At 68.1% G+C, this 19,583-nt stretch carries 24 protein-coding genes; 13 read left to right on the forward strand and 11 right to left on the reverse strand.

All coding sequences use genetic code 11. From position 1 onward, the window contains the following. The coding region (locus tag E8A12_RS03505) for a TetR family transcriptional regulator (RefSeq protein WP_293366369.1) at nucleotides 1-274 on the reverse strand (274 nt) is incomplete at its 3' end. A 313-nt stretch (nucleotides 275-587) separates the two neighbouring features. Here E8A12_RS03505 and E8A12_RS03510 point away from each other — a divergent pair. Both E8A12_RS03510 and E8A12_RS03515 read left to right on the forward strand, forming a co-directional pair. Then, entirely contained in the window at nucleotides 588-785 is a 198-nt protein-coding gene (locus tag E8A12_RS03510; RefSeq protein ID WP_293366370.1) for a twin transmembrane helix small protein, read from the forward strand. 4 nt (nucleotides 786-789) lie between these two features. Then, nucleotides 790-1,365, forward strand: coding sequence for a cob(I)yrinic acid a,c-diamide adenosyltransferase (locus E8A12_RS03515; protein WP_293366371.1), 576 nt, complete (start codon nucleotides 790-792; stop codon nucleotides 1,363-1,365). On the opposite strand, the gene E8A12_RS03520 is transcribed toward E8A12_RS03515, so the two are convergent. Then, entirely contained in the window at nucleotides 1,362-1,634 is a 273-nt protein-coding gene (locus tag E8A12_RS03520) for a hypothetical protein (protein WP_293366372.1), read from the reverse strand. The two genes, E8A12_RS03515 and E8A12_RS03520, sit on opposite strands and share 4 nt — an antisense overlap. A 137-nt stretch (nucleotides 1,635-1,771) precedes the next feature. Between E8A12_RS03520 and E8A12_RS03525 the strand changes: the two genes are divergently transcribed. Both E8A12_RS03525 and E8A12_RS03530 read left to right on the forward strand, forming a co-directional pair. Further along, a complete protein-coding gene (locus tag E8A12_RS03525; protein WP_293366373.1) occupies nucleotides 1,772-2,521 on the forward strand; it encodes an electron transfer flavoprotein subunit beta/FixA family protein in 750 nt (249 codons plus the stop codon). Then, nucleotides 2,521-3,465: an electron transfer flavoprotein subunit alpha/FixB family protein gene (locus E8A12_RS03530; protein WP_293366374.1), complete on the forward strand. Its 945-nt coding sequence runs from the start codon at nucleotides 2,521-2,523 to the stop codon at nucleotides 3,463-3,465. The genes E8A12_RS03525 and E8A12_RS03530 overlap by 1 nt, the downstream gene beginning before the upstream one ends. A 78-nt stretch (nucleotides 3,466-3,543) precedes the next feature. Here E8A12_RS03530 and E8A12_RS03535 read toward each other — a convergent pair whose 3' ends face one another. Continuing rightward, the gene (locus tag E8A12_RS03535; RefSeq protein ID WP_293366375.1) at nucleotides 3,544-3,915 is read right to left on the reverse strand and encodes a TonB C-terminal domain-containing protein; all 372 of its coding nucleotides are present in this window, start codon (nucleotides 3,913-3,915) and stop codon (nucleotides 3,544-3,546) included. A gap of 123 nt (nucleotides 3,916-4,038) precedes the next feature. On the opposite strand from E8A12_RS03535, the gene E8A12_RS03540 reads away from it, so the two are divergent. Both E8A12_RS03540 and E8A12_RS03545 read left to right on the forward strand, forming a co-directional pair. Further along, nucleotides 4,039-4,938: a LysR substrate-binding domain-containing protein gene (locus E8A12_RS03540; RefSeq protein ID WP_293366376.1), complete on the forward strand. Its 900-nt coding sequence runs from the start codon at nucleotides 4,039-4,041 to the stop codon at nucleotides 4,936-4,938. 124 nt (nucleotides 4,939-5,062) lie between these two features. Further along, nucleotides 5,063-5,941, forward strand: coding sequence for a 3-hydroxybutyryl-CoA dehydrogenase (locus E8A12_RS03545; RefSeq protein ID WP_293366377.1), 879 nt, complete (start codon nucleotides 5,063-5,065; stop codon nucleotides 5,939-5,941). A 25-nt stretch (nucleotides 5,942-5,966) separates the two neighbouring features. Here E8A12_RS03545 and E8A12_RS03550 read toward each other — a convergent pair whose 3' ends face one another. The 3 genes from E8A12_RS03550 to E8A12_RS03560 form a co-directional block, all read right to left on the reverse strand. Next, entirely contained in the window at nucleotides 5,967-6,536 is a 570-nt protein-coding gene (locus E8A12_RS03550; protein ID WP_293366378.1) for a hypothetical protein, read from the reverse strand. 119 nt (nucleotides 6,537-6,655) lie between these two features. After that, nucleotides 6,656-7,267 carry a hypothetical protein gene (locus E8A12_RS03555; protein ID WP_293366379.1) on the reverse strand — a complete coding sequence of 204 codons (612 nt, stop codon included), beginning with the start codon at nucleotides 7,265-7,267 and terminating at the stop codon, nucleotides 6,656-6,658. Nucleotides 7,268-7,284: 17 nt separating this feature from the next. Next, nucleotides 7,285-8,271, reverse strand: coding sequence for a DUF2268 domain-containing putative Zn-dependent protease (locus tag E8A12_RS03560; protein WP_293366380.1), 987 nt, complete (start codon nucleotides 8,269-8,271; stop codon nucleotides 7,285-7,287). A gap of 360 nt (nucleotides 8,272-8,631) precedes the next feature. Between E8A12_RS03560 and E8A12_RS03565 the strand changes: the two genes are divergently transcribed. Next, a complete protein-coding gene (locus E8A12_RS03565; RefSeq protein WP_293366381.1) occupies nucleotides 8,632-9,096 on the forward strand; it encodes a BLUF domain-containing protein in 465 nt (154 codons plus the stop codon). 132 nt (nucleotides 9,097-9,228) lie between these two features. On the opposite strand, the gene E8A12_RS03570 is transcribed toward E8A12_RS03565, so the two are convergent. From E8A12_RS03570 to E8A12_RS03585, 4 genes are all read right to left on the reverse strand, one after another. Further along, nucleotides 9,229-9,924 (reverse strand): SDR family NAD(P)-dependent oxidoreductase, encoded by a 696-nt coding sequence (locus tag E8A12_RS03570; protein WP_293366382.1) that lies wholly within the window; start codon nucleotides 9,922-9,924, stop codon nucleotides 9,229-9,231. Between the two features lie 13 nt (nucleotides 9,925-9,937). Continuing rightward, complete coding sequence (locus E8A12_RS03575; RefSeq protein ID WP_293366383.1) at nucleotides 9,938-10,834, reverse strand: SDR family oxidoreductase; 897 nt, start codon at nucleotides 10,832-10,834, stop codon at nucleotides 9,938-9,940. 212 nt (nucleotides 10,835-11,046) lie between these two features. After that, complete coding sequence (locus E8A12_RS03580) at nucleotides 11,047-11,232, reverse strand: hypothetical protein (RefSeq protein ID WP_293366384.1); 186 nt, start codon at nucleotides 11,230-11,232, stop codon at nucleotides 11,047-11,049. A 27-nt stretch (nucleotides 11,233-11,259) separates the two neighbouring features. After that, nucleotides 11,260-12,765 carry an NAD(P)/FAD-dependent oxidoreductase gene (locus E8A12_RS03585; RefSeq protein ID WP_293366385.1) on the reverse strand — a complete coding sequence of 502 codons (1,506 nt, stop codon included), beginning with the start codon at nucleotides 12,763-12,765 and terminating at the stop codon, nucleotides 11,260-11,262. 169 nt (nucleotides 12,766-12,934) lie between these two features. On the opposite strand from E8A12_RS03585, the gene E8A12_RS03590 reads away from it, so the two are divergent. Beyond that, the gene (locus E8A12_RS03590; RefSeq protein WP_293366386.1) at nucleotides 12,935-14,200 is read left to right on the forward strand and encodes an EAL domain-containing protein; all 1,266 of its coding nucleotides are present in this window, start codon (nucleotides 12,935-12,937) and stop codon (nucleotides 14,198-14,200) included. On the opposite strand, the gene E8A12_RS22750 is transcribed toward E8A12_RS03590, so the two are convergent. After that, entirely contained in the window at nucleotides 14,197-14,550 is a 354-nt protein-coding gene (locus E8A12_RS22750) for a DUF805 domain-containing protein (RefSeq protein ID WP_363211488.1), read from the reverse strand. The genes E8A12_RS03590 and E8A12_RS22750 overlap by 4 nt on opposite strands. Before the next feature lie 162 nt (nucleotides 14,551-14,712). Here E8A12_RS22750 and E8A12_RS03595 point away from each other — a divergent pair, with 162 nt between their 5' ends. The 5 genes from E8A12_RS03595 to E8A12_RS03615 all read left to right on the forward strand — a co-directional run bounded on the left by E8A12_RS03595 (nucleotide 14,713) and on the right by E8A12_RS03615 (nucleotide 19,497). Next, the gene (locus E8A12_RS03595) at nucleotides 14,713-16,530 is read left to right on the forward strand and encodes a DUF885 family protein (protein ID WP_293366387.1); all 1,818 of its coding nucleotides are present in this window, start codon (nucleotides 14,713-14,715) and stop codon (nucleotides 16,528-16,530) included. Between the two features lie 55 nt (nucleotides 16,531-16,585). Continuing rightward, on the forward strand, nucleotides 16,586-17,449 hold the full coding sequence (locus E8A12_RS03600; RefSeq protein WP_293366388.1) for a TIGR01459 family HAD-type hydrolase: 864 nt from the start codon (nucleotides 16,586-16,588) through the stop codon (nucleotides 17,447-17,449). 49 nt (nucleotides 17,450-17,498) lie between these two features. Next, the gene (locus tag E8A12_RS03605; protein WP_293366389.1) at nucleotides 17,499-17,936 is read left to right on the forward strand and encodes a MaoC family dehydratase; all 438 of its coding nucleotides are present in this window, start codon (nucleotides 17,499-17,501) and stop codon (nucleotides 17,934-17,936) included. Next, nucleotides 17,933-18,886, forward strand: coding sequence for a bifunctional riboflavin kinase/FAD synthetase (locus tag E8A12_RS03610; RefSeq protein WP_293366390.1), 954 nt, complete (start codon nucleotides 17,933-17,935; stop codon nucleotides 18,884-18,886). The genes E8A12_RS03605 and E8A12_RS03610 overlap by 4 nt, the downstream gene beginning before the upstream one ends. A 167-nt stretch (nucleotides 18,887-19,053) precedes the next feature. Then, nucleotides 19,054-19,497 carry a hypothetical protein gene (locus E8A12_RS03615; protein WP_293366391.1) on the forward strand — a complete coding sequence of 148 codons (444 nt, stop codon included), beginning with the start codon at nucleotides 19,054-19,056 and terminating at the stop codon, nucleotides 19,495-19,497. The last annotated feature ends 86 nt before the right edge of the window (nucleotides 19,498-19,583 follow it).

Raw genomic sequence — 19,583 nt, forward strand, 5'->3', positions numbered from 1 at the left:
CGTCCGACATGGCCTCGGCGAGGGCGACCAGGTCGGTCAGCATGATCTCGCGGAACAGGTCCGACTTGTCGGTGAAGTTGGCGAAGACCGCGCCGGTCGACATGCCTGCGGCCGAGGCGATGTCGCGGATCGTGGCGCCTTCGTAGCCTTGCTCGCTGAACAGCCGGCGCGCGGCGGCCAAGACCTTGACGCGGGTCTGCTGTTTGGCGAGCGCGCGGCGGGTGGGCGCCTTGGCTCCGCTGTTATCTGCGGCTTGGATCTGGGTGATGTGCATCATGGGGTCCGACGGCCACGCCGTCCTCTCTTCGCTTGTTCCGACCGGGCGTCCAGGCTCGGTTCAGTGAACGTGTTCAAATAACAAATTACACGGCGCTTTCCTGCCGACTTTTGGCGGATTCTCCGCGTAACTAAGGGTTGGCTGGGGCTGCGGGGGGACGTAGCATTTCCCGTCTGCACCCTGAGTGGGGCCGAAATTCGACCGTTTCAACGAATTCAACTCGCTGAACACGCTCACCAACTGTCCGAAGAGCCGGCGCATACCCTGCTTGGCTGTGGTTCGCAACCCCGTCGTGTCATAAGATTGTTGTATGGATATCTTCAGCTTCCTGATTCCGGCCGCCCTGATAGCGGTAACGGCGGTTCTTGGCCTCGGCATTTACGCCTTGTTCCGCGGAGGGGAATTCGGCCGCTCCTATTCCAACAAGCTGATGCGGCTTCGGGTCGTGATGCAGGCCGTGGCGATCGCGGTCCTGGTGGGCGCGATGTTGTGGCGCGCGCGGCACTAGCGGCATGGTCACCCTGAACCGGATCTACACCCGCGCCGGCGACGCCGGGACGACGCGTCTGGCGAGCGGGGCGCAGGTCAGCAAGTCCGACGCCCGGGTCGAAACCTATGGCGCGGTTGACGAGACCAACGCCTGCCTGGGTCTTGCGCGCGTCCACACCCGTAACGCCGGCGCCTTTGACGCGCTTCTGGCGCGGCTGCAGAACGAGCTGTTCGACCTGGGCGCCGACCTGGCGACGCCAGCCGCGACGGACGAGGCCGCCGGGACGAAGCTGCGCATCCTGGACAGCCAGGTGGCGCGGCTGGAGGGCGAGATCGACGCGTTGAACGCCGAACTGCCGGCGCTCAAGTCCTTCGTCCTGCCTGGCGGGACCGAAGCCGCCGCGGCGCTGCACCTGGCGCGAACCGTCTGCCGCCGCGCGGAGCGCGAAGCCGTGAGGTTGACCGAGGCGGGCGAGAGCGTCAGCGGACCGGCTATGCGTTATCTGAACCGGCTCTCCGACCTGCTGTTCGTCGCCGCCCGTTACGCCAACGACAAGGGGGCGGCCGAGGTCTTCTGGGTCTCCGGGGGTACGCGCTAGGGCTTCGGCGCGGCGGCGGCAGGCGGCAGGCGGCCGATAGCCCGCAGGGCCTCGTCCTTGGCCTTCTGGTCGGTGATCATCCGGCCGGTGACGTCCGAGGTCAGGATCGGCTGGGCGCAGACGCGGCTGTAGCCATCCCACCACCTGTGCGCGCCCACGCAGCGTTCCTCCGGCCAGGCCCAGCCCACCGTCCACACCAGGATGCCGACGTTGGCCACGGCGAAGATGCCGAGGAAGATCCACTTCAGGCGGTCGATCGTCTTGTTCATGGCCCCCTCTTTAAGCGATCCCGCTCCCGCCGTCAGTCCCCCCTAGCCGGCGCAGCCGGTTTGCAAACCGCGCCGGAACCGCTATTGCCCCCCATCTAATCCACTATTCCCCAGCAGATTTGAGGCGCTAGCGACCCATGAAGGTGTTGGTCCCGGTCAAGCGGGTGATCGATTACAACGTCAAGGCCCGGGTGAAGCCCGACCAGACGGGTGTCGACCTCGCGAACGTGAAGATGTCGATGAATCCTTTCTGCGAGATTGCGGTCGAAGAGGCCGTGCGTCTCAAGGAAAAGGGCGTCGCCACCGAAGTCGTCGCGGTCTCCATCGGCCCGCAGCAGGCGGGCGAGACGCTGCGCACGGCGCTGGCCATGGGCGCCGACCGCGCGATCCTGGTTCAGACCACCGAGGACCTCGAGCCCCTGGCCGTCGCCAAGGTGCTGGCCGCGATCATCGGCAAGGAGACCCCCGACCTGGTGATCATGGGCAAGCAGGCCATCGACGGCGACAACAACGCCACCGGCCAGATGCTCGCCACCCTGCTGGATTGGCCGCAGGCGACCTTCGCCTCGGCGCTGGAGGTCTCCGGCAAGAAGGCCAAGGTGACCCGCGAGGTCGACGGCGGCCTGCAGACCCTTGAGATCGACCTGCCCGGGATCGTCACCGCGGACTTGCGCCTGAACGAGCCGCGCTACGCCAGCCTGCCGAATATCATGAAGGCCAAGAAGAAGGAGCTCGCCGTCGAAGAGCTCGCCTCTCTCGGCGTCGACACCGCGCCCAGGCTGAAGGTGGTCAAGGTCACGGAACCGCCGAAACGCTCCGGCGGGATCAAGGTGGAATCCGCCGCCGACCTCGTCTCCAAGCTCAAGACCGAAGCGGGGGTGCTCTGATGGCCGTTCTCGTCATCGCCGACCACGACAACGCCACCCTCAAGGACAACACCGAAAAGACGGTGACCGCGGCGCTGAAGCTCTCGTCCGACGTCGATGTCCTGGTGGCCGGCAAGGGCGCCAAGGCTGTCGCCGACGCGGCCGCCAAGATCACCGGCGTGCGCAAGGTGCTGCTGGCCGAGAGCGACGAGCTGGGCGAAGGCTTGGCCGAGAGCATGGAGGCCCTCGTCGTCCCGCTCATGGCCAATTACGACGCGGTGCTCACCCCGGCCACCAGCCAGGGCAAGAACTTCTCGCCCCGCATCGCCGCCAAGCTGGACGTGGCCCAGATCTCCGAGATCACCGATGTGGTCGACGGCTCGACCTTTGTGCGTCCGATCTACGCCGGCAACGCGCTGGAGACTGTGCAGTCCTCCGACGCCAAGAAGGTGATCACCGTGCGCGCCACGGCCTTCAAGGCCGCCGCCGACGGCGGCTCGGCCAAGGTGGAGACCATTCCCGCTCCGGCCAAGCCCGCCAAGACCCACTTCATCGACCAGAAGCTGGTGAAGTCTGCCCGACCCGAGCTCTCCGGCGCCAAGATCGTGGTCTCCGGCGGCCGCGCCATGGGTTCGGCCGAGGAGTTCCAGAAGGTGATCGAACCCCTGGCCGACAAGCTCGGGGCCGCCGTCGGCGCCAGCCGCGCCGCGGTCGACGCCGGCTACGCTCCCAACGACTACCAGGTCGGCCAGACCGGCAAGGTGGTCGCGCCCGAGCTCTACATCGCCATCGGCATCTCCGGCGCCATCCAGCACCTGGCCGGCATGAAGGACTCCAAGGTGATCGTGGCGATCAACAAGGACGCCGACGCGCCGATCTTCCAGGTCGCCGACTACGGCCTGGTGGCGGACTACAAGACCGCCGTGCCGGAGCTGATGGCCGCGCTCACCGCGGCGGGAAAGTAGCCGATCCGCCGACCGCAGACGAAAGGGGCGGTCCCGCCTGGGGCCGCCCCTTTTTTCATGCGCTGGCCGCGCCCGCCGTCAACGGGCCTGGGCCAACTGTCCGGCGCGCTGGCCGACGTTCAGGGTGACCGCGCCGTTCAGCAGGCCGACCGGCGCATCGGCGACGAGAACCTTGCGCAGCACATTGGCTACGGCCTGATCGACCTCGGGCGAGCCTGAGGTGCGCAGGACCTGCACGCCGGCCAGGTGTCCGTCGGGGGTGAGCCTGGCGCGCACCGAGACCGGCGGGGTTTGCTCATCGATGCCGGCCGCGCGCAGCAGCGCGTCGGTCCGGGCCTGCAGGCGATCCGAGACGGCCTTCGACTCCCAGGGAGTCGCGGCGGTAGCGGCGGAGGTGGCGGCGGCAAGCAACAGGCCAGCCGCGGCCAGTCCCAAAAGCTGGGTTTTCATGTGTTTGATCCTTGGTTTTGTTCACGAAATCAGCAGCGCCGCTAACCAGGATGTGGGGTGGCTCATGCCCCGTCGCGAACGATAGTTTTTGCTCGAGGTTGTTATCTAAGCTAACAACCTTGAATGCGCCTGCCGCCCTTCTTCGCGATGCGCGCCCTGGAGGCCGCCGCCCGGCATCGAAGCTACAGCGCCGCGGCCAAGGAGCTGGCGGTCACCCACGGCGCGGTCAGCCAGCAGATCCGCCGCCTGGAGGCCGAACTCGGCGGTCGCCTCTTTCGCCGCCAGGGGAACAGCATGATCCCCCTGCCCGCCGCGGCGCGACTGGCCGAACGGATCGCCGAGGCCCAGGCCGTTCTGGCCGACGGCTTGCGGGAATTCGCCAGCTCGGCGGAGGGCGCGCCCCTGCTGGTGAGCATCGACCCGCAGCTGGGCGTGCGATGGTTGCCGAGCCGCCTGGCGCGGCTGACGGCAGATCCGGCCGGCGCCAACCTCGACCTGCGGTTCGAGGGCCGCATGGCGGACTTCGTCACCGACGGCGTCGACGTCGGCCTGCGCTACGGCCGCGACGCGCCCGCCGACCTGGCGTCCGCCCTGCTGTTCCGCGAGCAGCTGTTTCCTGTGTGCAGCCCCACGCTCGCTGGGCGCGAGGCCATCCGCGCGCCCAACGATCTCCTGTCTGCGCCCCTCCTGCGCCATACCCACCGGCCGTGGCGTCTATGGTTCGCGGGCTTCGGCCTCCCCGAGCCTGCGCCTTCCGGCCCGGAGTTCGAGGACTCGCTGATGATCATCGAAGCCGCGGCCCAGGGCATGGGGGTGGCCCTGGCGCGCTCGAGCCTCGTGCGCCACGACCTGGAGGCCGGCCGCCTGGTGCGGCTTCTGCCGGAAGCCGTCGACAACGACTTCGCCTTCTACATGGTCTGGCGCGCCGACAACCCTAAGGTTTCCCGCATCCACGCCCTTCGCGATTGGCTGGTTGCCGAGATCGGCCCCGAGCCGGCCGCCGACGAGACGGACGGCATCTGACCGTTCGGGCCACGGTCACGCTGCGCCGCAGCAAAAGCCTTGCGGCGGGACGGCGCCGCCATGTTAGAAAGTCGCCATAAAAAAAGGGCCGCCCCGGAAGGCGCCCGCTCATCGAGGCATTTGAATGGTTCAGATTAAGTCGGTCGGCGTCATCGGCGCAGGCCAGATGGGGACCGGCATCGCCCATGTGGTGGCGCTGGGCGGCTACGACGTCCTGTTGCACGACGTCAGCGCCGAGCGGCTGGAGGCGGGCATGGGCCTGATCCACCGCAACCTCACCCGCCAGGTCACCCGCGGCATCGTCACCCAGGACCAGATGGACGCCGCGCTCGGCCACATCAAGCCCGCCGGCGAGCTGCAGACCATCGGCGGCACGGACCTCGCTATCGAGGCCGCCACCGAGAACGAAGAGACCAAGAAGGCGATCTTCAAGGCGCTGGGCCCGCACCTCTCCGACACCACGCTGCTGGCTTCGAACACCTCCTCCATCTCGATCACCCGCCTGGCGGCCGCCACGGACCGGCCCGACCGGTTCATCGGCCTGCATTTCATGAACCCGGCGCCGCTCATGAAGCTGGTGGAGATTATCCGCGGCATCGCCACCGGCCCGGACACCTACGAGACCGCGGTGCAGTTCGCCCAGTCCCTGGGCAAGACCACCGCCAACGCCGAGGACTTCCCGGCCTTCATCGTCAACCGCGTGCTGGTGCCGATGATCAACGAGGCGATCTACACCCTCTACGAAGGCGTCGGCACGGTCGACGCCATCGACACCGCCATGAAGCTGGGCGCCAACCACCCGATGGGTCCGCTGGAGCTCGGCGACTTCATAGGCCTCGACACGGTGCTTTCGATCATGAACGTGCTCTACGAGGGCCTGGCGGATTCCAAGTACCGCCCCTGTCCACTGCTGGTGAAGTACGTCGAGGCCGGCTGGCTGGGCCGCAAGGCCGGCCGCGGCTTCTATGACTATCGCGGCGAGGTCCCGGTTCCGACGCGGTAGGCCCGGTCGCCGCCTGCGGGGAGCTCTACATGCCTTTCGGGCATGCACGATCGGCGCGGCGCGTGTCGCAGACGGTGACGCGCCTCAGATAGGCCAGCGCCGACCGCGCGGCGTCGGCGGTGAACTCGCTGCGGATCGCGAACTGCACGCTGTAGAGGCTGTCCGATCCGCTGATCACCTTGATCCACATGTTCTCCGGCTTCCCGGTTTGCGGATTCCTGGGGCAGATGAAGGCCCAGACCACCGCGGGATAGCCGTTCTCCACTTCCGCGCCGAGCCTTTGCGCCGCCCCGCCAGGACAGGCCGTCTTCCAGTTGCTGCTCATCAGCGTCGGCAATCCGTCCGGCGGGTCGTCCTTCCGGCCATGGAAGATCTGCTGGGTCACCATCTGCGACCACGCGTCCACGCTCTCGCTCGCCGGGACGAATTCCATGATGGTCGTCCCCGGTCCCTGGCTGCCCTGCGATCCGACCTTGAACCCCGGCGGGATCGGCAGCAGCAGGTTCTCGTCCTGCAAGGTCGCCGCCTGGGTTGGGGCCGCGAGCCCGGATATCGCCAAGGCGGCCGCCGCTGAGGTTGCGAGGATTCTGCGCATACTGCCTGCCTGGTGCGCCTTTCGTGCGTCCGATTGCGCGCATGGAGGCCGCGGCGGTGGCCGCAAAATGGCGAACCGACATCTGCGATGGACCAAATGGGCGCGAGCGCTCGCGCCCATCACCTCGGCGCCCAGCCCTCCAGCCACGCCCGTCTCGCCGCGAGCTCAGCGCCTCTCCCTTCCAGCTCGGCCGCCTGTTGCAGCGTGGGCCACGCGACAGCGATCGCCTCCCTGACCTCCGTCCCGGTCGCCGGACGTCCGCCGGCGTACCACTCCAGCCGCTCCGGCCCGTCCAGCCCGAACAGCAGGCCGCGACCCGCCCGGAACGGCGTCGCGCCGCGTCCCCTGGTGATCCAGATCGCCGTCGCGCCTGAGCGCAGCTTGGAGATGTTGGCCTGTGGCGCGTAGCCCTGGGCGTCCGCGTACTTCGCGCTGAACGACGCAGCGGGCGTCGACAGGTGCGGGCAGTGGCAGACCGAGAACCGCGCGCAGTCATAGTGCGACGGCGGCTCCGGCGTCGCGCCCTCCAGCGCCGACATCGGGCCCAGCACCCAGCCACGTTTGGCCCCCAGCTTGTCGCCGCAAACCCAGCACAGGTCTTCGTTCCAGGCGACGCCCAGCTTCGCCGCGTCGATCACCGGCAAGTGCGGCTGGCCGTCCCGCCAGGCCACGAACCAGGGGATAGGAAACCCGCGGCGATCGGTCGGCAGACGCTCGACACGCTTCGGCAAGTTGGAAAATCGTGCTGTCACGCGCTCGGCCGGCTGGGGGGATGGGCGATATTGAGCACGCGACCCGAGGCCCCGTCCAACCGCATGCCGGGCGACCATCCGCTTTTGGCCAGGAAGGCCTTCGGGTCGGTCACCCGCAGAATCTCGCGCAGCGCCCGGCGTTTGTCGGCGGCGTGCTGGTAGTAGGATCTGGCGATGCGGTATCCGACCCAGTAGCCGAGGTCGCCGGGCTTCTCCAAGGTCGAGTTGTTGAACCAGTTGACCAGGTCGGTCTTGTCCTCGTCGGCGACGAAGGCCCTCTCGATCTCCATCTCGTGTCCCTTGGTCGAGGCCTTGAACTGGGAGTAGCCGACCGAGCCGGAGGTCAGCTCGGCGACGAACTCCGCCCCGCCCTCGATCAACGACAGTTCGAGCACCGTGGGATGCTCGTCGTCCGCCAGCGCCGGCGACTGCTGCACATGGGCGTACTCGTGGGCGATCACATGCACGAACCGCTCCTCGACATCCGGATTGAGCCAGCTGACCGCGCACAGCGCCTCCAGGCCGATCTGCACGCCCTCGCCGCCGGGGCCGCCGACGGCCACTGGCCGCCCGCGCCCGACGACGATCGTCACCGGCGAGACCCTCGCCTCCGGATAGAGTTGGAACAGGGTGCTGAGCGCTGCGCCGACCCGCTGGCGCACTCGTGGGAGCACCGCCATGCAGCGCTTGGCGTCCGCATAGAGCTCCGGCCGCGTCTCCAGGGCCGCGGCGATGGTCGCCCCGGTGACGTTGCGAACCTTGGCCAGGTGATGCAGCCCCTCCGAACCTGGATCGATGTACTCGTGCTGGAGTTGCTCGGCGCCCGGGTGTCCCCCCGCGGCGTCGTAGAGCCGATAGAAGCGCGCCACGTCCGCGATGATGATGACCGGCTTGGGGGGTGAAGCCGCCTCCGCCGACGCCCCGCCACAGATCGCCGCGCTGGCAAAGGCGCCGGCGATGATCCCGAGACGGATCGGCTTCATGTTTTCCCCCGGAGAATCCGCATCATGCCGCCTGGCAGGTTGCGTCTCTTGAGACGCCACCCCGCCTTAAACCTCATGGTCAGATGCGAGCAAAGCAAACTGGCCGCCGTGGGATCCAAGCCGCCAGGGGGCCGAAAGACGGGCGGCCGTTGAAAGCCTGCAAAGCCCATAGTTCCCATCTCCGCGCCGGAGGCGTCTCGCTCGATCCCAACGGAGGTGCGCTTGGCGACGGCGGTTGCCGCTTGCTGACAGGATTGGCGCCGCCCGTGACGATCCGTCCCAGTCCGGGTTCGTCCGCGCCACGCCTCTGTTAAGCTTCCTCACCTACCAACGGCGACGTTCGCTGCGAGAATTCGCCCCATGTCTACGTCCCCCCGTACCCTCCATCGTCTGCTCTATCGTAGCCGCCAGACGCCAGAGACTGCCGCCGATCTGGATTTTGCGGTCAGGCAGATCATCGGAACCGCCATTCGCTGCAATCGCGAAGCCGGCCTCACCGGCCTGCTGCTCACGGCCCAAGGCCATTTCATCCAGGCGCTCGAGGGCAACATCGACGCCGTTCGCGGCGCCTATGCCCGCATTTCGATGGACCCGCGCCACCACGACCTCCAGATCTTTTCGCAGGGGCCTGCTGAGCGACGGCTGTTCGGGGAATGGAACATGTGCGCCAGCTCCCTTGCGCCATCCGACAAGTCGATCCTCGCCGTGCTCGATGGCAAGGGTGACTTCAATCCCAAAGCCTTGACCGCCACGAGCGCGCTGCGCCTGCTGACCACCGTCGCGGACATCCAGCGACGCACAGCCCTCTCAGCCCTCGTCGGTTAGCGCCACACCTCCTGCGAGCGCAAGGCGGCCCTCGTGAGGCCGCTCCCGATGACCGCCATGGGTCGAAGCGGGCCTTTGCACTGGGTCGAAAACGGTCCCTCGGAAACGTCCACAGCGGCCGGACCAGGTCCATCAGCCTATTCGGGCGCGGATTTCGTCACGGGCTTTGAAGAGACGCCAGAAGGCGTCGGCGATAGCGGCCGGTTCAAGGGTGGGGATGCCTGGGCTCTCCGGCCCGGTCCCTCTAACCACGCCGGCGATGGTGACCTCGCCAACATATACGCCCTCGCTCCTCAGCCTCGCCGACAGCAGGCCAACCAGCTTCGCCTTGGCCGCGTTGCCCAGCGGCACGCCGACCTCTCCCAAGGCGAGGGCGACGGCGTCGATCATCGGGTTGATCTCGCCGAACGCGCCATTGGTGACCAGGACAGCACCGTCGCCGGCCGCCTTCAGGTCCGCCAGCGCCTCCTGAACTGCGCTCAGCAGGCCGACCAGGGCCACATCGAACAGGCCTGGCAACTTGGCCGGGTCGGCCGCCAGCAGGTCACCGAAGTCCCGCCCGCTATAGGCGTTCCAGTGGATCACGCCGATGAGGCCGAGCGCGGCGCGCGCCCTGACGATGGCGCTGCGGATCGACGCCGGGTCGCCGGCGTCGGCGGGAAAGGCGTCCGCCGTGATTCCCCTGGTCTTCAACCCCTCGACACCCGCCGCCAAAGTCGCCTCAGTGCGCCCCACCAGGGCCACGGAGAATCCCTCGGCGCCGAACTTCTCGGCCATCGCCGCGGAGACGCCGGGCCCATAGCCGACGACGACAATGGTCTTGGCCATGGACACAGTCCTCTCAGTACTTGCTGCCAGCCTGGTAGTAGGCGTCGGTGGCAAGGCCCGCGAGCAGGCCCGGCTCACGCGGGGCCCAGTCCAGCTCGGCCCGCGTGACGTGGGCGCTGGCTGGCGCGTCGATGCCGAAGAACATGCCCAGGAAGCCAAAATGCTCGCCAGCCTTTTCGGCGGCGATGCTTTCCACCGGCAGGTCCAGATGGCGGCCAATAGCCTCGGCGATCTCGCGGGTCGGCACGCCCTCGTCCCCGACAGCGTGGTAGCGGGCCCCGGGCGAGCCCTTCTCCAGGGCCAGGCGATAGAGGCGCGCCGCGTCGAGACGGTGCACGGCCGGCCAGCTATTCGCGCCGTCGCCGATGTAGGCGGCCACACCGCTCTGGCGTGCGATGTCGATAAGGCGCGGGGTGAAGCCCCGATCGTCCTTGCTGTGCACTGTGGGCGCCAGGCGGATGGCGGCGGTGCGCACTCCGCGCTTGGCCGCCGCCGCCACCATGTTCTCGGTACCGCCGCGCCCAAAGTCCGCGCCGACGTCGGTCTCGGTCAGGATCGTGCCCGGCCGCATCATCAGGAGGCCGGAGCTGATCACGAACGGTTTGTCCGAACCCTCCAGCGCGCTGAGCACCGCTTCGACCGCCACCCGCTCGATCTCCGCGTTCTCCGCAAAGCGGGAGAAATCGTGGATGAAGGCCGTGTGGACGACGCCGTCGCAGACTCGCGCGGCGTCGGCCAGCGTCTGCGGTTCGGTAAGATCGCCGCGATGGACTTCGATGCCTCGCGCGGCGAGGGCATGCGCGCCCTCGTCTGACCGTGCGACGCCGAGCACCGTGTGTCCCGCGCCGACCAGTTCGGCGATCACAGCCGTGCCGACGTAACCCGTGGCGCCCGTGACCAGAACTCGCATGCGTAAGGACCTTTACCCGTGAGACCCCAACATAGGCCGCCCGCATCCCGGTAAAAGCCGAGAGCCTATACGGGTATGAGATCTACCAGGGTCGCGGACCTGCGTCCGCCGGCGGCCGCCACGCGGCGCGGCCGACATTTCGGCGCCAAACGACCGAACGTTCGCTTAGGGGTCGAATGCGGTCATTGGGGTTGAGCACCCTCGCGCCCTGTTCAGGGGCGACGGAGGAAACGGAAGTAGAAAGCCGCGAACACCAGGACAACGCCGATATTCACTGCCAGCCGTTCCCAAACCCGGCCTCGGAAAAACGCGAGATCCACACCGACGATAACGGCCACCATCGCCGCCACGTAAAGCGCGCTGGCTATCTGTCTGCCCCTTCCAGCGAGAAGCGCCATTTGGAGTTCTCCATCAGGAACCTGAACCTAGGCTGCCACTTTCGCCCGCGCATTCGCCGGACTCGAGAACTCCAGCGCCCCGTCCGCCAGCTTCGCGTACCTCAGGCTCATCAGGTCCATGGCGTAGTTCTGGTGCAGCCTCCATGGAGCCTTGGAGCCTTGTTTCGGGAACGACGCCATGGCGCGCTGGACGTAGCCGGAGGAGAAGTCCAGCCACGGCTGGTGCTCGATGTTGGGGTCGTCGTTGCGCGGGGTGACCTGGCGCAGACCCGTGCGCTTCATCTGGTTCAGGACCCGGCAGACATATTCGCAGGTCAGGTCCGCCTTCAGGGTCCACGAGGCGTTTGTGTAGCCGAAGACTGTCGCGAGGTTCGGGATGTCCTCGTACATCATGCCCTTGTAGGCCAGCGTCCTGCTGGGATCGACGGCGCGGCCGTCCACCGTCAGGCTCAGGCCGTTCAGCACCTGTAGCCGCAGGCCCGTGGCGCTGACGATGATGTCGGCGGGCAGCTCCGCGCCCGAGGCCAGCTTGATGCCGCTCTCGGTGAAGGTCTCGATGGTGTCGGTGACCACGCTGGCCCTGTCCTGCTTGATGGCCTCGAACAGGTCGGCGTCGGGGACCAGGCACAGCCGCTGATCCCAGGGATTGTAGGTGGGCGTGAAGTGGCGATCGACGTCGTAGTCGGGGCCCAGCTGGGCGCGGACCATTTCGATGATGTTCTGCTTCACCGCGGCCGGCTTGTTGCGGGCGAGCCGGAAGAACCACATGCCAAACAGCACGTTGCGCCAGCGGATCAGCTGGTAGGCCAGCATGCCCGGCAGCCACCTGCGCAGCTTGTTGGCCATCTCGTCCTCGGCCGGCCGGGAGACGACATAGGTTGGCGAGCGCTGGAGCATGGTGACATGCTTGGCCGTCGTGGCCATGGCTGGCACCAGGGTCACCGCCGTCGCGCCCGAGCCGATCACCACCACCCGCTTGCCGGCGTAGTCCAGGTGCTCCGGCCAGTGCTGCGGGTGGACGAAGTCACCCTTGAACCGCTCGCGCCCGGGGAACTCGGGCGTGTAGCCGCCCTCGTAGTTGTAGTAGCCGCCGCACAGCAACATGAAGCTGGCGGTCAGCTTGACGTTGCGTCCATCCTTCAGCCGGGCGGTGACGGTCCAGAACGCGTCCTCGCTGGACCAGGCCGCCGCGGTGACCTGGTGGCCGTAGCGGATGTGCTGGTCGATGCCGAAGTCGCGGGCGGTCTCGCGTACGTACTTCAGGATCGAGGGGCCGTCGGCGATGGCCTTTGCCTCGGTCCACGGCTTGAAGGCGTAGCCCAGGGTGTACATGTCCGAGTCCGAGCGGATGCCCGGATAGCGGAACAGGTCCCAGGTGCCTCCGATCGCCTCGCGCCCTTCCAGGATCGCGTAGCTGCGGTCCGGCGACTTGTCCTGCAGGTGCCAGCCGGCTCCGATCCCCGACAGCCCCGCGCCCACGATCAGCACATCGAAGTGCTCGACCGCCCCGCCGCCTGGAGTTCCGTCCGCCATCTGAGCGCTCGCTATGTGGGTTGAGTGAACATCGATCACATATTTCGGGGATGCAAGCCACCGGCGCAATGATCCAGCGCAAGGGCGCAATGCCGCGGCCGCGTTAATTCCTTCGACTTGCGGTCAAGCGGCGTCGGATACTCACCGAAGTGATTCGGATGGGGCGACCATGCGTCGGCTGACCCTCGGCCTTCTCTGCGCGACCTACCTCTGCCTGTCGCTGATCGTCGCCCTGACGCTCTGGCGCAATGGCGGCGGCTGGGGCGCGGGCGTAGCGGCGCTGGTGGGCGGGCTCGGCCTCTGCTTCGCCTTCCACGGCCTGATCGAGCGCGCGCTGGAGACCGGCCAGATCAAGGGCGACGTGGACACGATCCGCGAGGCCCACCGTATCTTGCTCACCCAGATCGAGGCGCTGGACGCCCGGGTCACCGAGATCTTCGAGGCCGTCGCCGACGACGCCCAGCGCTCCGACGACCTGCTGGACGAGGTGCATATGCTGGAGACCCTGGTCCAGCGCATGCAGACCCGGCTGGATGAGCAGGGCGATGCGCCGGCCTTCCCGGTGCGCCTGGGCGGCGACGCGCGCCAGACGCCGGCGCTGCTGGAGACGGTGCGCGAGGCCCTGACCGAGAACCGCGTCGACCTCTACCTGCAGCCGATCGTCGCCCTGCCGCAGCGGCGCACCCGCTTCTACGAGAGCTTCTCTCGCCTGCGCGACGACACCGGCCGGGTGATGATGCCGGCGGAGTATCTGACCGTCGCCGAGCCCGGCGGCCTGGTCACCGCCATCGACAACCTGCTCCTGTTCCGCTGCGTGCAGATCGTGCGGCGCCTCGCCAAGCAGGACCGCAAGATCGGCATCTTCTGCAACGTCTCCATGGCCAGCCTCGCCGACGAGAGCTTCTTTCCGCAATTCCTCGACCTCTTGACCGCCAATCGCGACCTGGCCGGCGCGCTGATCTTCGAGATCGGCCAGACGGCGTTTGACGCCCGCGGGTCGGTCGAGGCGCGCAACATGGGCAAGCTCGCCGACCTCGGCTTCCGCTTCAGCCTGGACAAGGTCACCGACCTCGACCTCGATTGGCAGGACCTGGCGCGTTCCGACGTGAAGTTCCTGAAGGTCGCCGCCCAGGTGCTGCTGGACGAGCTGACCGAAATCGACGGCCGCCAGATCCTGCGCTCGCTCCCCGACCTCGCCGCCGAGGACTTCACCCAACTCACCCGCCGCTATGGCGTCGAGGTGATCGCTGAGAAGATCGAGACCGAACGCCAGGTGGTCGACCTCCTGGACCTCAACCTCGACTACGGCCAGGGCCACCTGTTCGGCGAGCCCCGCGCCATCAAGGAAGCCGTGCTCACCGAAGCCGGACCGCCGCCCAACCTGATCCGCCCGCAATTCCGGGACACGCTCACGCGCCGCGCGGCGTTTGGTTAGGGCGCCTCTGCTTCGAACGGCAGATCGCACCGGCTCGCACCGGTGACGCCAGGCTGCACCGCCAGCCAGAGCACAAGAAGCGGCCCCGTAATTGGATTGAGACCGAGTACGAGGACGCGTCCTGACCAGTTTAGATCGTGCAATCGTCGCACGCCCGCCGAGGGAACAAGCAGATAAGGCAGCGCGATTAGGGGCAAGGAGAGCAGGGCGTTCCAGCCTGGCGGGGACCAGTGTTGAAAGGTCAGCACTGAGCATGTCCACGCCGTCACCGCGGCGAAAGCGAGCAGCGCGAACTCAACACGCGATGCGCGTCCCTTGAAGGAGATATACCTCAGAAGAGTTGTTCGCATGCCGCCCCGTCCCGAGCATGGGTCGCCAGATGCCACCCGTCCTTAAACCCCAAGGCAAACATGGCCGCCATGAGATTTAAGCACCGAACCGCCGGGATGGCGTCGCTGCACTGACGATGGAATAGTCCGCCGTCCGCGCGTTGCGGTTCAGGGGGACCACGCTTGCTCGACCGTCGTCAGCTACTCGCCACCGGCGCCGCAGCGGTCGCCCTCTCTTCAGCCCCACTGGCCTGCGCCGCTTCGCCGGCGTCAGAGAAGCTCACCGCCCTGCTCGACGCCTTCTTCCAGGAGGACCTGGAGCGGCAGCCGGAGAGCGCCACCCAGCTTGCCCTCGACAAGGGCAAGAACGCCGGGCTGAAGTTCAAGCTGGAGGACGTATCGACCGCCGGCATGGCCGCCGAGAGCGCGGCGAACCGCGACCAGATGCACCGGCTGAAAACCATCGACCGCGCCAGGCTCTCGGGCATGGACGCGGTCAACTACGACACCGTCCTCTATGTGGCCGAGACCACCCAGCCGCTCCTCGACCTGGACATCGGCGGTCGCGACGGGTTCTCGCCCTCCTGCTACGTGCTCTCGCCGATCACCGGCGCCTATCAGCGCATGCCGGACTTCCTGGACGACAACCACACCGTCGAAACCGCCTCCGACGCAGAGGCCTATCTGGCGCGCCTGGGCGGCTTCGCGACCGCGCTCGACAGCAACACCGACCGCTTCCGGCACGATGTGGGGAAGGGCGTCCTGCCGCCCGATTTCCTGCTGGACATCACCATCGCCCAGGTGAGCGCGCTCCGGACCACCGGCGACAAGTCGGACCTGGTGAAGTCCCTCGACAAACGGGCCCGCGCCAAGGGGCTCGGCGAGACTTGGGGCCCGAAGGCGGCGGCGATCTACGACGCCAAGGTCGGCCCCGCCCTCGACCGCCAGATCGCCGCCTTGAAACAGGCGCGGCCCGGCGCGGTCCACGACGCCGGGATCTGGCGCTTCAAAGAAGGCCCGGCCTTCTACGCGGCCAACCTGAAGTACACGACGACCACGGGCATGGCCCCGGCCGAGGTGCACAAGCTGGGCCTCGACCAAGCCAAGGAATATGGCGCGCGGCTCGACGTGCTCCTGAAGAAGCAGGGCCTGACCCAGGGCACGGTCGGCGAGCGGATCAAGGCGCTCTACAAGGACCCCAGCTACTATTTCCCCAACACCGATCCGGGCCGCGCCCAGCTCCTGGCCTATCTTTCGGAGCGGCTGGGGGCGGTGAAGGCGCGCCTGCCGCGCATGTTCAATCGCGTGCCCAACCAGGCCATCGAGCCCCGCCGCGTGCCGCCGGCCATCGAGGCCGGATCGCCGCTGGCCTACTCCGAGCCCGCGCCCATGGACCGCTCGCGGCCCGGGGTGATCTTCTTCAACCTGGCCGACACCCACGAGTGGCCGAAGTGGAACCTGCCTTCGACCCTCTACCACGAGGGCCTGCCGGGCCATCAGCTGCAGGGTGGTCTGGCCCAGGAGAGCCCGGGCATCCCGATCCTGCGGAAGAACATGTACTTTTCGGCCTATGGCGAAGGATGGGCGCTCTACGCCGAGCAGCTCGCCCAGGAACTGGGCATGTACGAGGACGACCCGCTGGGCGAGATCGGCTGGCGCAAGGCGCAGATCTTCCGCGCCGGGCGCTGCGTGGTCGACACCGGCATGCACGCCATGCGCTGGAGCCGCGAGCAGGCGATCGAATACATGATGGGCCTGGACGGCGACGCCGAGGGGTCGACGACGCGGGAGGTGCAGCGCTACTGCGCCATTCCCGCCCAGGCCTGCAGCTATAAGATCGGGCACACCTTCTGGCTGGACCAGCGCGAGAGGGCCAAGGCGGCGCTGGGGCCGAAGTTCGACATCAAGGCCTTCCACGACGCGGGCCTGCTCTCGGGCGCCATGCCGCTGGACGTGATGGCGGTGGCTATCGGCGGATACATCGCGGCGGCGAAAGGCTAGGCTGACCTCACGATCCGGTTGACCCGTCGGGGACGCGCCGGTACCGCCGCCCACGATGACCGCTCCCCAGACCGTCGCCGGCCTCTCCCAGCTTTCCACGCAATACGACGCCCTGCTCTGCGACGTCTGGGGCGTGATTCACAACGGCCGCGAAAGCTTCCCCGCCGCTTGCGCGGCCCTGGCCCGCTTCCGCGCCGAACGCGGCCCCGTGGTGCTGATCTCGAACGCCGCCCGCCCTCACGCGCCGGTCATCGAACAGCTCGACGCCATGGGCGTGCCCCGCGAGGCCTGGAGCCACATCGTCACCTCCGGCGACGCCACCCGCGTCCTGCTCGCCGACCGCGCGCCCGGCCCCGCCTGGCTGATCGGCGTCGACCGCGACGCGCCCCTCTACGAGGGCCTGGGTCTGGAAACCTCCGATCTCGCCCACGCCAAGTTCATCTCGGTCACCGGCCCCTACGACGACGAGAACGACGAGCCCGCCGACTACCGCGACCGCTTCCTCGAAGCCGTGGGCCGCGACCTCGAAATGGTCTGCGCCAATCCGGACATCGTCGTGCAGCGCGGCGACAAGCTGATCTACTGCGGCGGCGCGCTGGCCCAGCTCTACGAGAGCCTGGGCGGCCGGGTGGCCATGGCCGGCAAACCCCATTCCGCGATCTACAAGCTGTCTCTGTCCAAGGCCGCGGAGAGCCTGGGACGCCCGGTCGATCCGGCCCGGGTGCTCTGCATCGGCGACGGCCTGCCCACCGACGTCCGCGGCGCCAACGCCCAAGGCCTTGACGTGCTGTTCGTGGCCAGCGGCATCCATGGGGCTGAGACGATCGGGCCGGAGGGCCTGAACGCCGCGGCCGTCGCCGACCTGCTGCATCAGGACGGGCTCAGTGCGACCTACGCCATCGCCGACCTGGTCTGGTGAGCGGGGATGATCGCCGCTAAGTGATCTGAGGCCACCAAGGGAGCGACGGGTGCAGGGGCTCTATTTCGACGAACTGAGCGTGGGGCAGACCGCCGAGGTCGCCCACACCGTGGGCGCCGCGGACATCGAGGCCTTCGCCGCGGTCTCCGGCGACCACAATCCGGTGCATATGGACGAGGCCTACGCCAAGACCACCGCCTTTGGAGGGCGGATCGCCCACGGCATGCTGAGCGCGGCCTACATCTCCGCGGTGCTGGGCAATGACCTGCCAGGGCCGGGCGCCATCTACCTTTCGCAGTCGCTGCGCTTCCGCCGGCCGGTGAAGGTCGGCGACCCGGTCGTGGCCAAGGTGACCGTCAAGGCGCTGGACGCCGCCAAGGGCCACGCGACCTTCGAGACCGTCTGCCTGGTGAACGGCAAGACCGTGGTTGACGGCGAGGCGCTGATCATGGTCCCCCGCCGCGACCCCGCGTCCGGCCGCGCATGAGGCGGCTTCGGGTCATCAAGGGCTGGAAGGACCTGCCGCAGGAGGACCGCGGCGCGGCGGTCGCCATGGGCAATTTCGACGGCGTCCACCGCGGCCACCAGCAGGTGATCGCGCTGGCCGCCAGGGCCGCCGGCGAACTCGGCTGTCCGCTGGGCGTGATCACCCTCGATCCCCACCCGCGGGTCTATTTCCGCCCGGGTGAGCCGGCCTTCCTGCTGATGAAGCCCGACCAGCAGGCGCGCGCGCTGGAGGCGCTGGGCGTCGATGTCCTCTACGTCCTGCCGCTCACGCCGGAGCTCGCCGGGATGACCGACCGCGAATTCGCGCAGGTCGTGCTGCACGAGGGCCTGGGCGCGCGCCATGTGGCGGTCGGCTTCGACAACTCCTTCGGCAAGGACCGCACCGGCAGCCCGCAGACCATGCGGACCTATGGCGGCGAGATGGGCTTCGGCGTTTCGGTGGCCGAGCCCGTGGAGGACGGCGAGGGCGAGAAGTTCTCCTCCACCGGCGTGCGCGAGGCTTTGCGTGGGGGCCAACCCGAGGTCGCCGCCCAGATCCTCGGCCGGCCCTTCGCCATCGAAGGCGCCGTGCAACGTGGCCGCCAGCTCGGCCGCAAGCTGGGCTTCCCCACGGCCAATGTGACGCTGGGCGACTATGTGATCCCCAGGTTCGGGGTCTACGCGACCCGCACGAGGCTGCCCGACGGCCGCGACATTCCCGGCGTCGCCAACCTCGGTATCAATCCGACCATCGAGGGTACGCGCGCGCCGCTGCTCGAAGTCTGGCTCTTCGACTTCGACGAGGACATCTACGACCAGGTCATCGAGACCGACCTGATCGCATTCCTGCGGCCCGAGGCCAAGTTCGACAGCCTGGAAATCATGACCGAGCAGGTCATGAAGGACGCCATGGCCGCCCGAGACCTGCTGATGCCGGAGTTGGACAACTAGGGCGCCTCGTCTCCCCGGCCCATTCCCCTCGGACTCTGTCTCGGGGGATGGAGGCCGATCACGGAGGAACATGCCCGCATCGAACCGAGCGGCGGCCTCTGCGTTCAGAACCCGACAGACGAGCCGCAGCGCATCCCGCGTTGGCCCGGCGCAGCCCCTCGGACGCCATGAAGCCCCTGCTTTCCGCCCTTCTCGCCGCCTCGACCCTCGTCGCCCTTCCGGCGGCCGCCCAGCCGGCCATGTCCTCTGCTCCGGCGATCCCGGCCCCGGCGGTGTTCATTGCCGGCGAGGCCACGCCGACGCTTGAGGCGGCGCAGTACTTCTGGGGCGGGCGCAACTACTGCTGGTACTTCGATGGCTGGCATGGTCCGGGCTGGTACTGGTGCGGCTATCGCTTCCGCCGCGGCTACGGCTGGGGCGGGCCTGAGGGCTTCCGCGGCTGGGGCCGTGGCGGCGGCGGGCATTATCACGGCGGAGGCCACTATCATGGCGGCGGCCACGGTGGCGGCGGTCACGCAGGTGGCCACAGCGGCCATGGCGGCGGCGGTCATGGCGGCGGGCATGGCGGCGGGCATGGCGGTGGTCACGGCGGCGGCAACCACCACCACTAGGGCGAACGGCGGCTCGGTCGTCCCGACGCCGCCGCAGCCCCTTGGGTTCGAGGCCTACCTCTGTTAGAGCCTCGCCCCATGACTTC

The sequence above is a fragment of the Phenylobacterium sp. genome (genome assembly GCF_004799395.1).
Classification (GTDB): Bacteria; Pseudomonadota; Alphaproteobacteria; order Caulobacterales; family Caulobacteraceae; genus Phenylobacterium.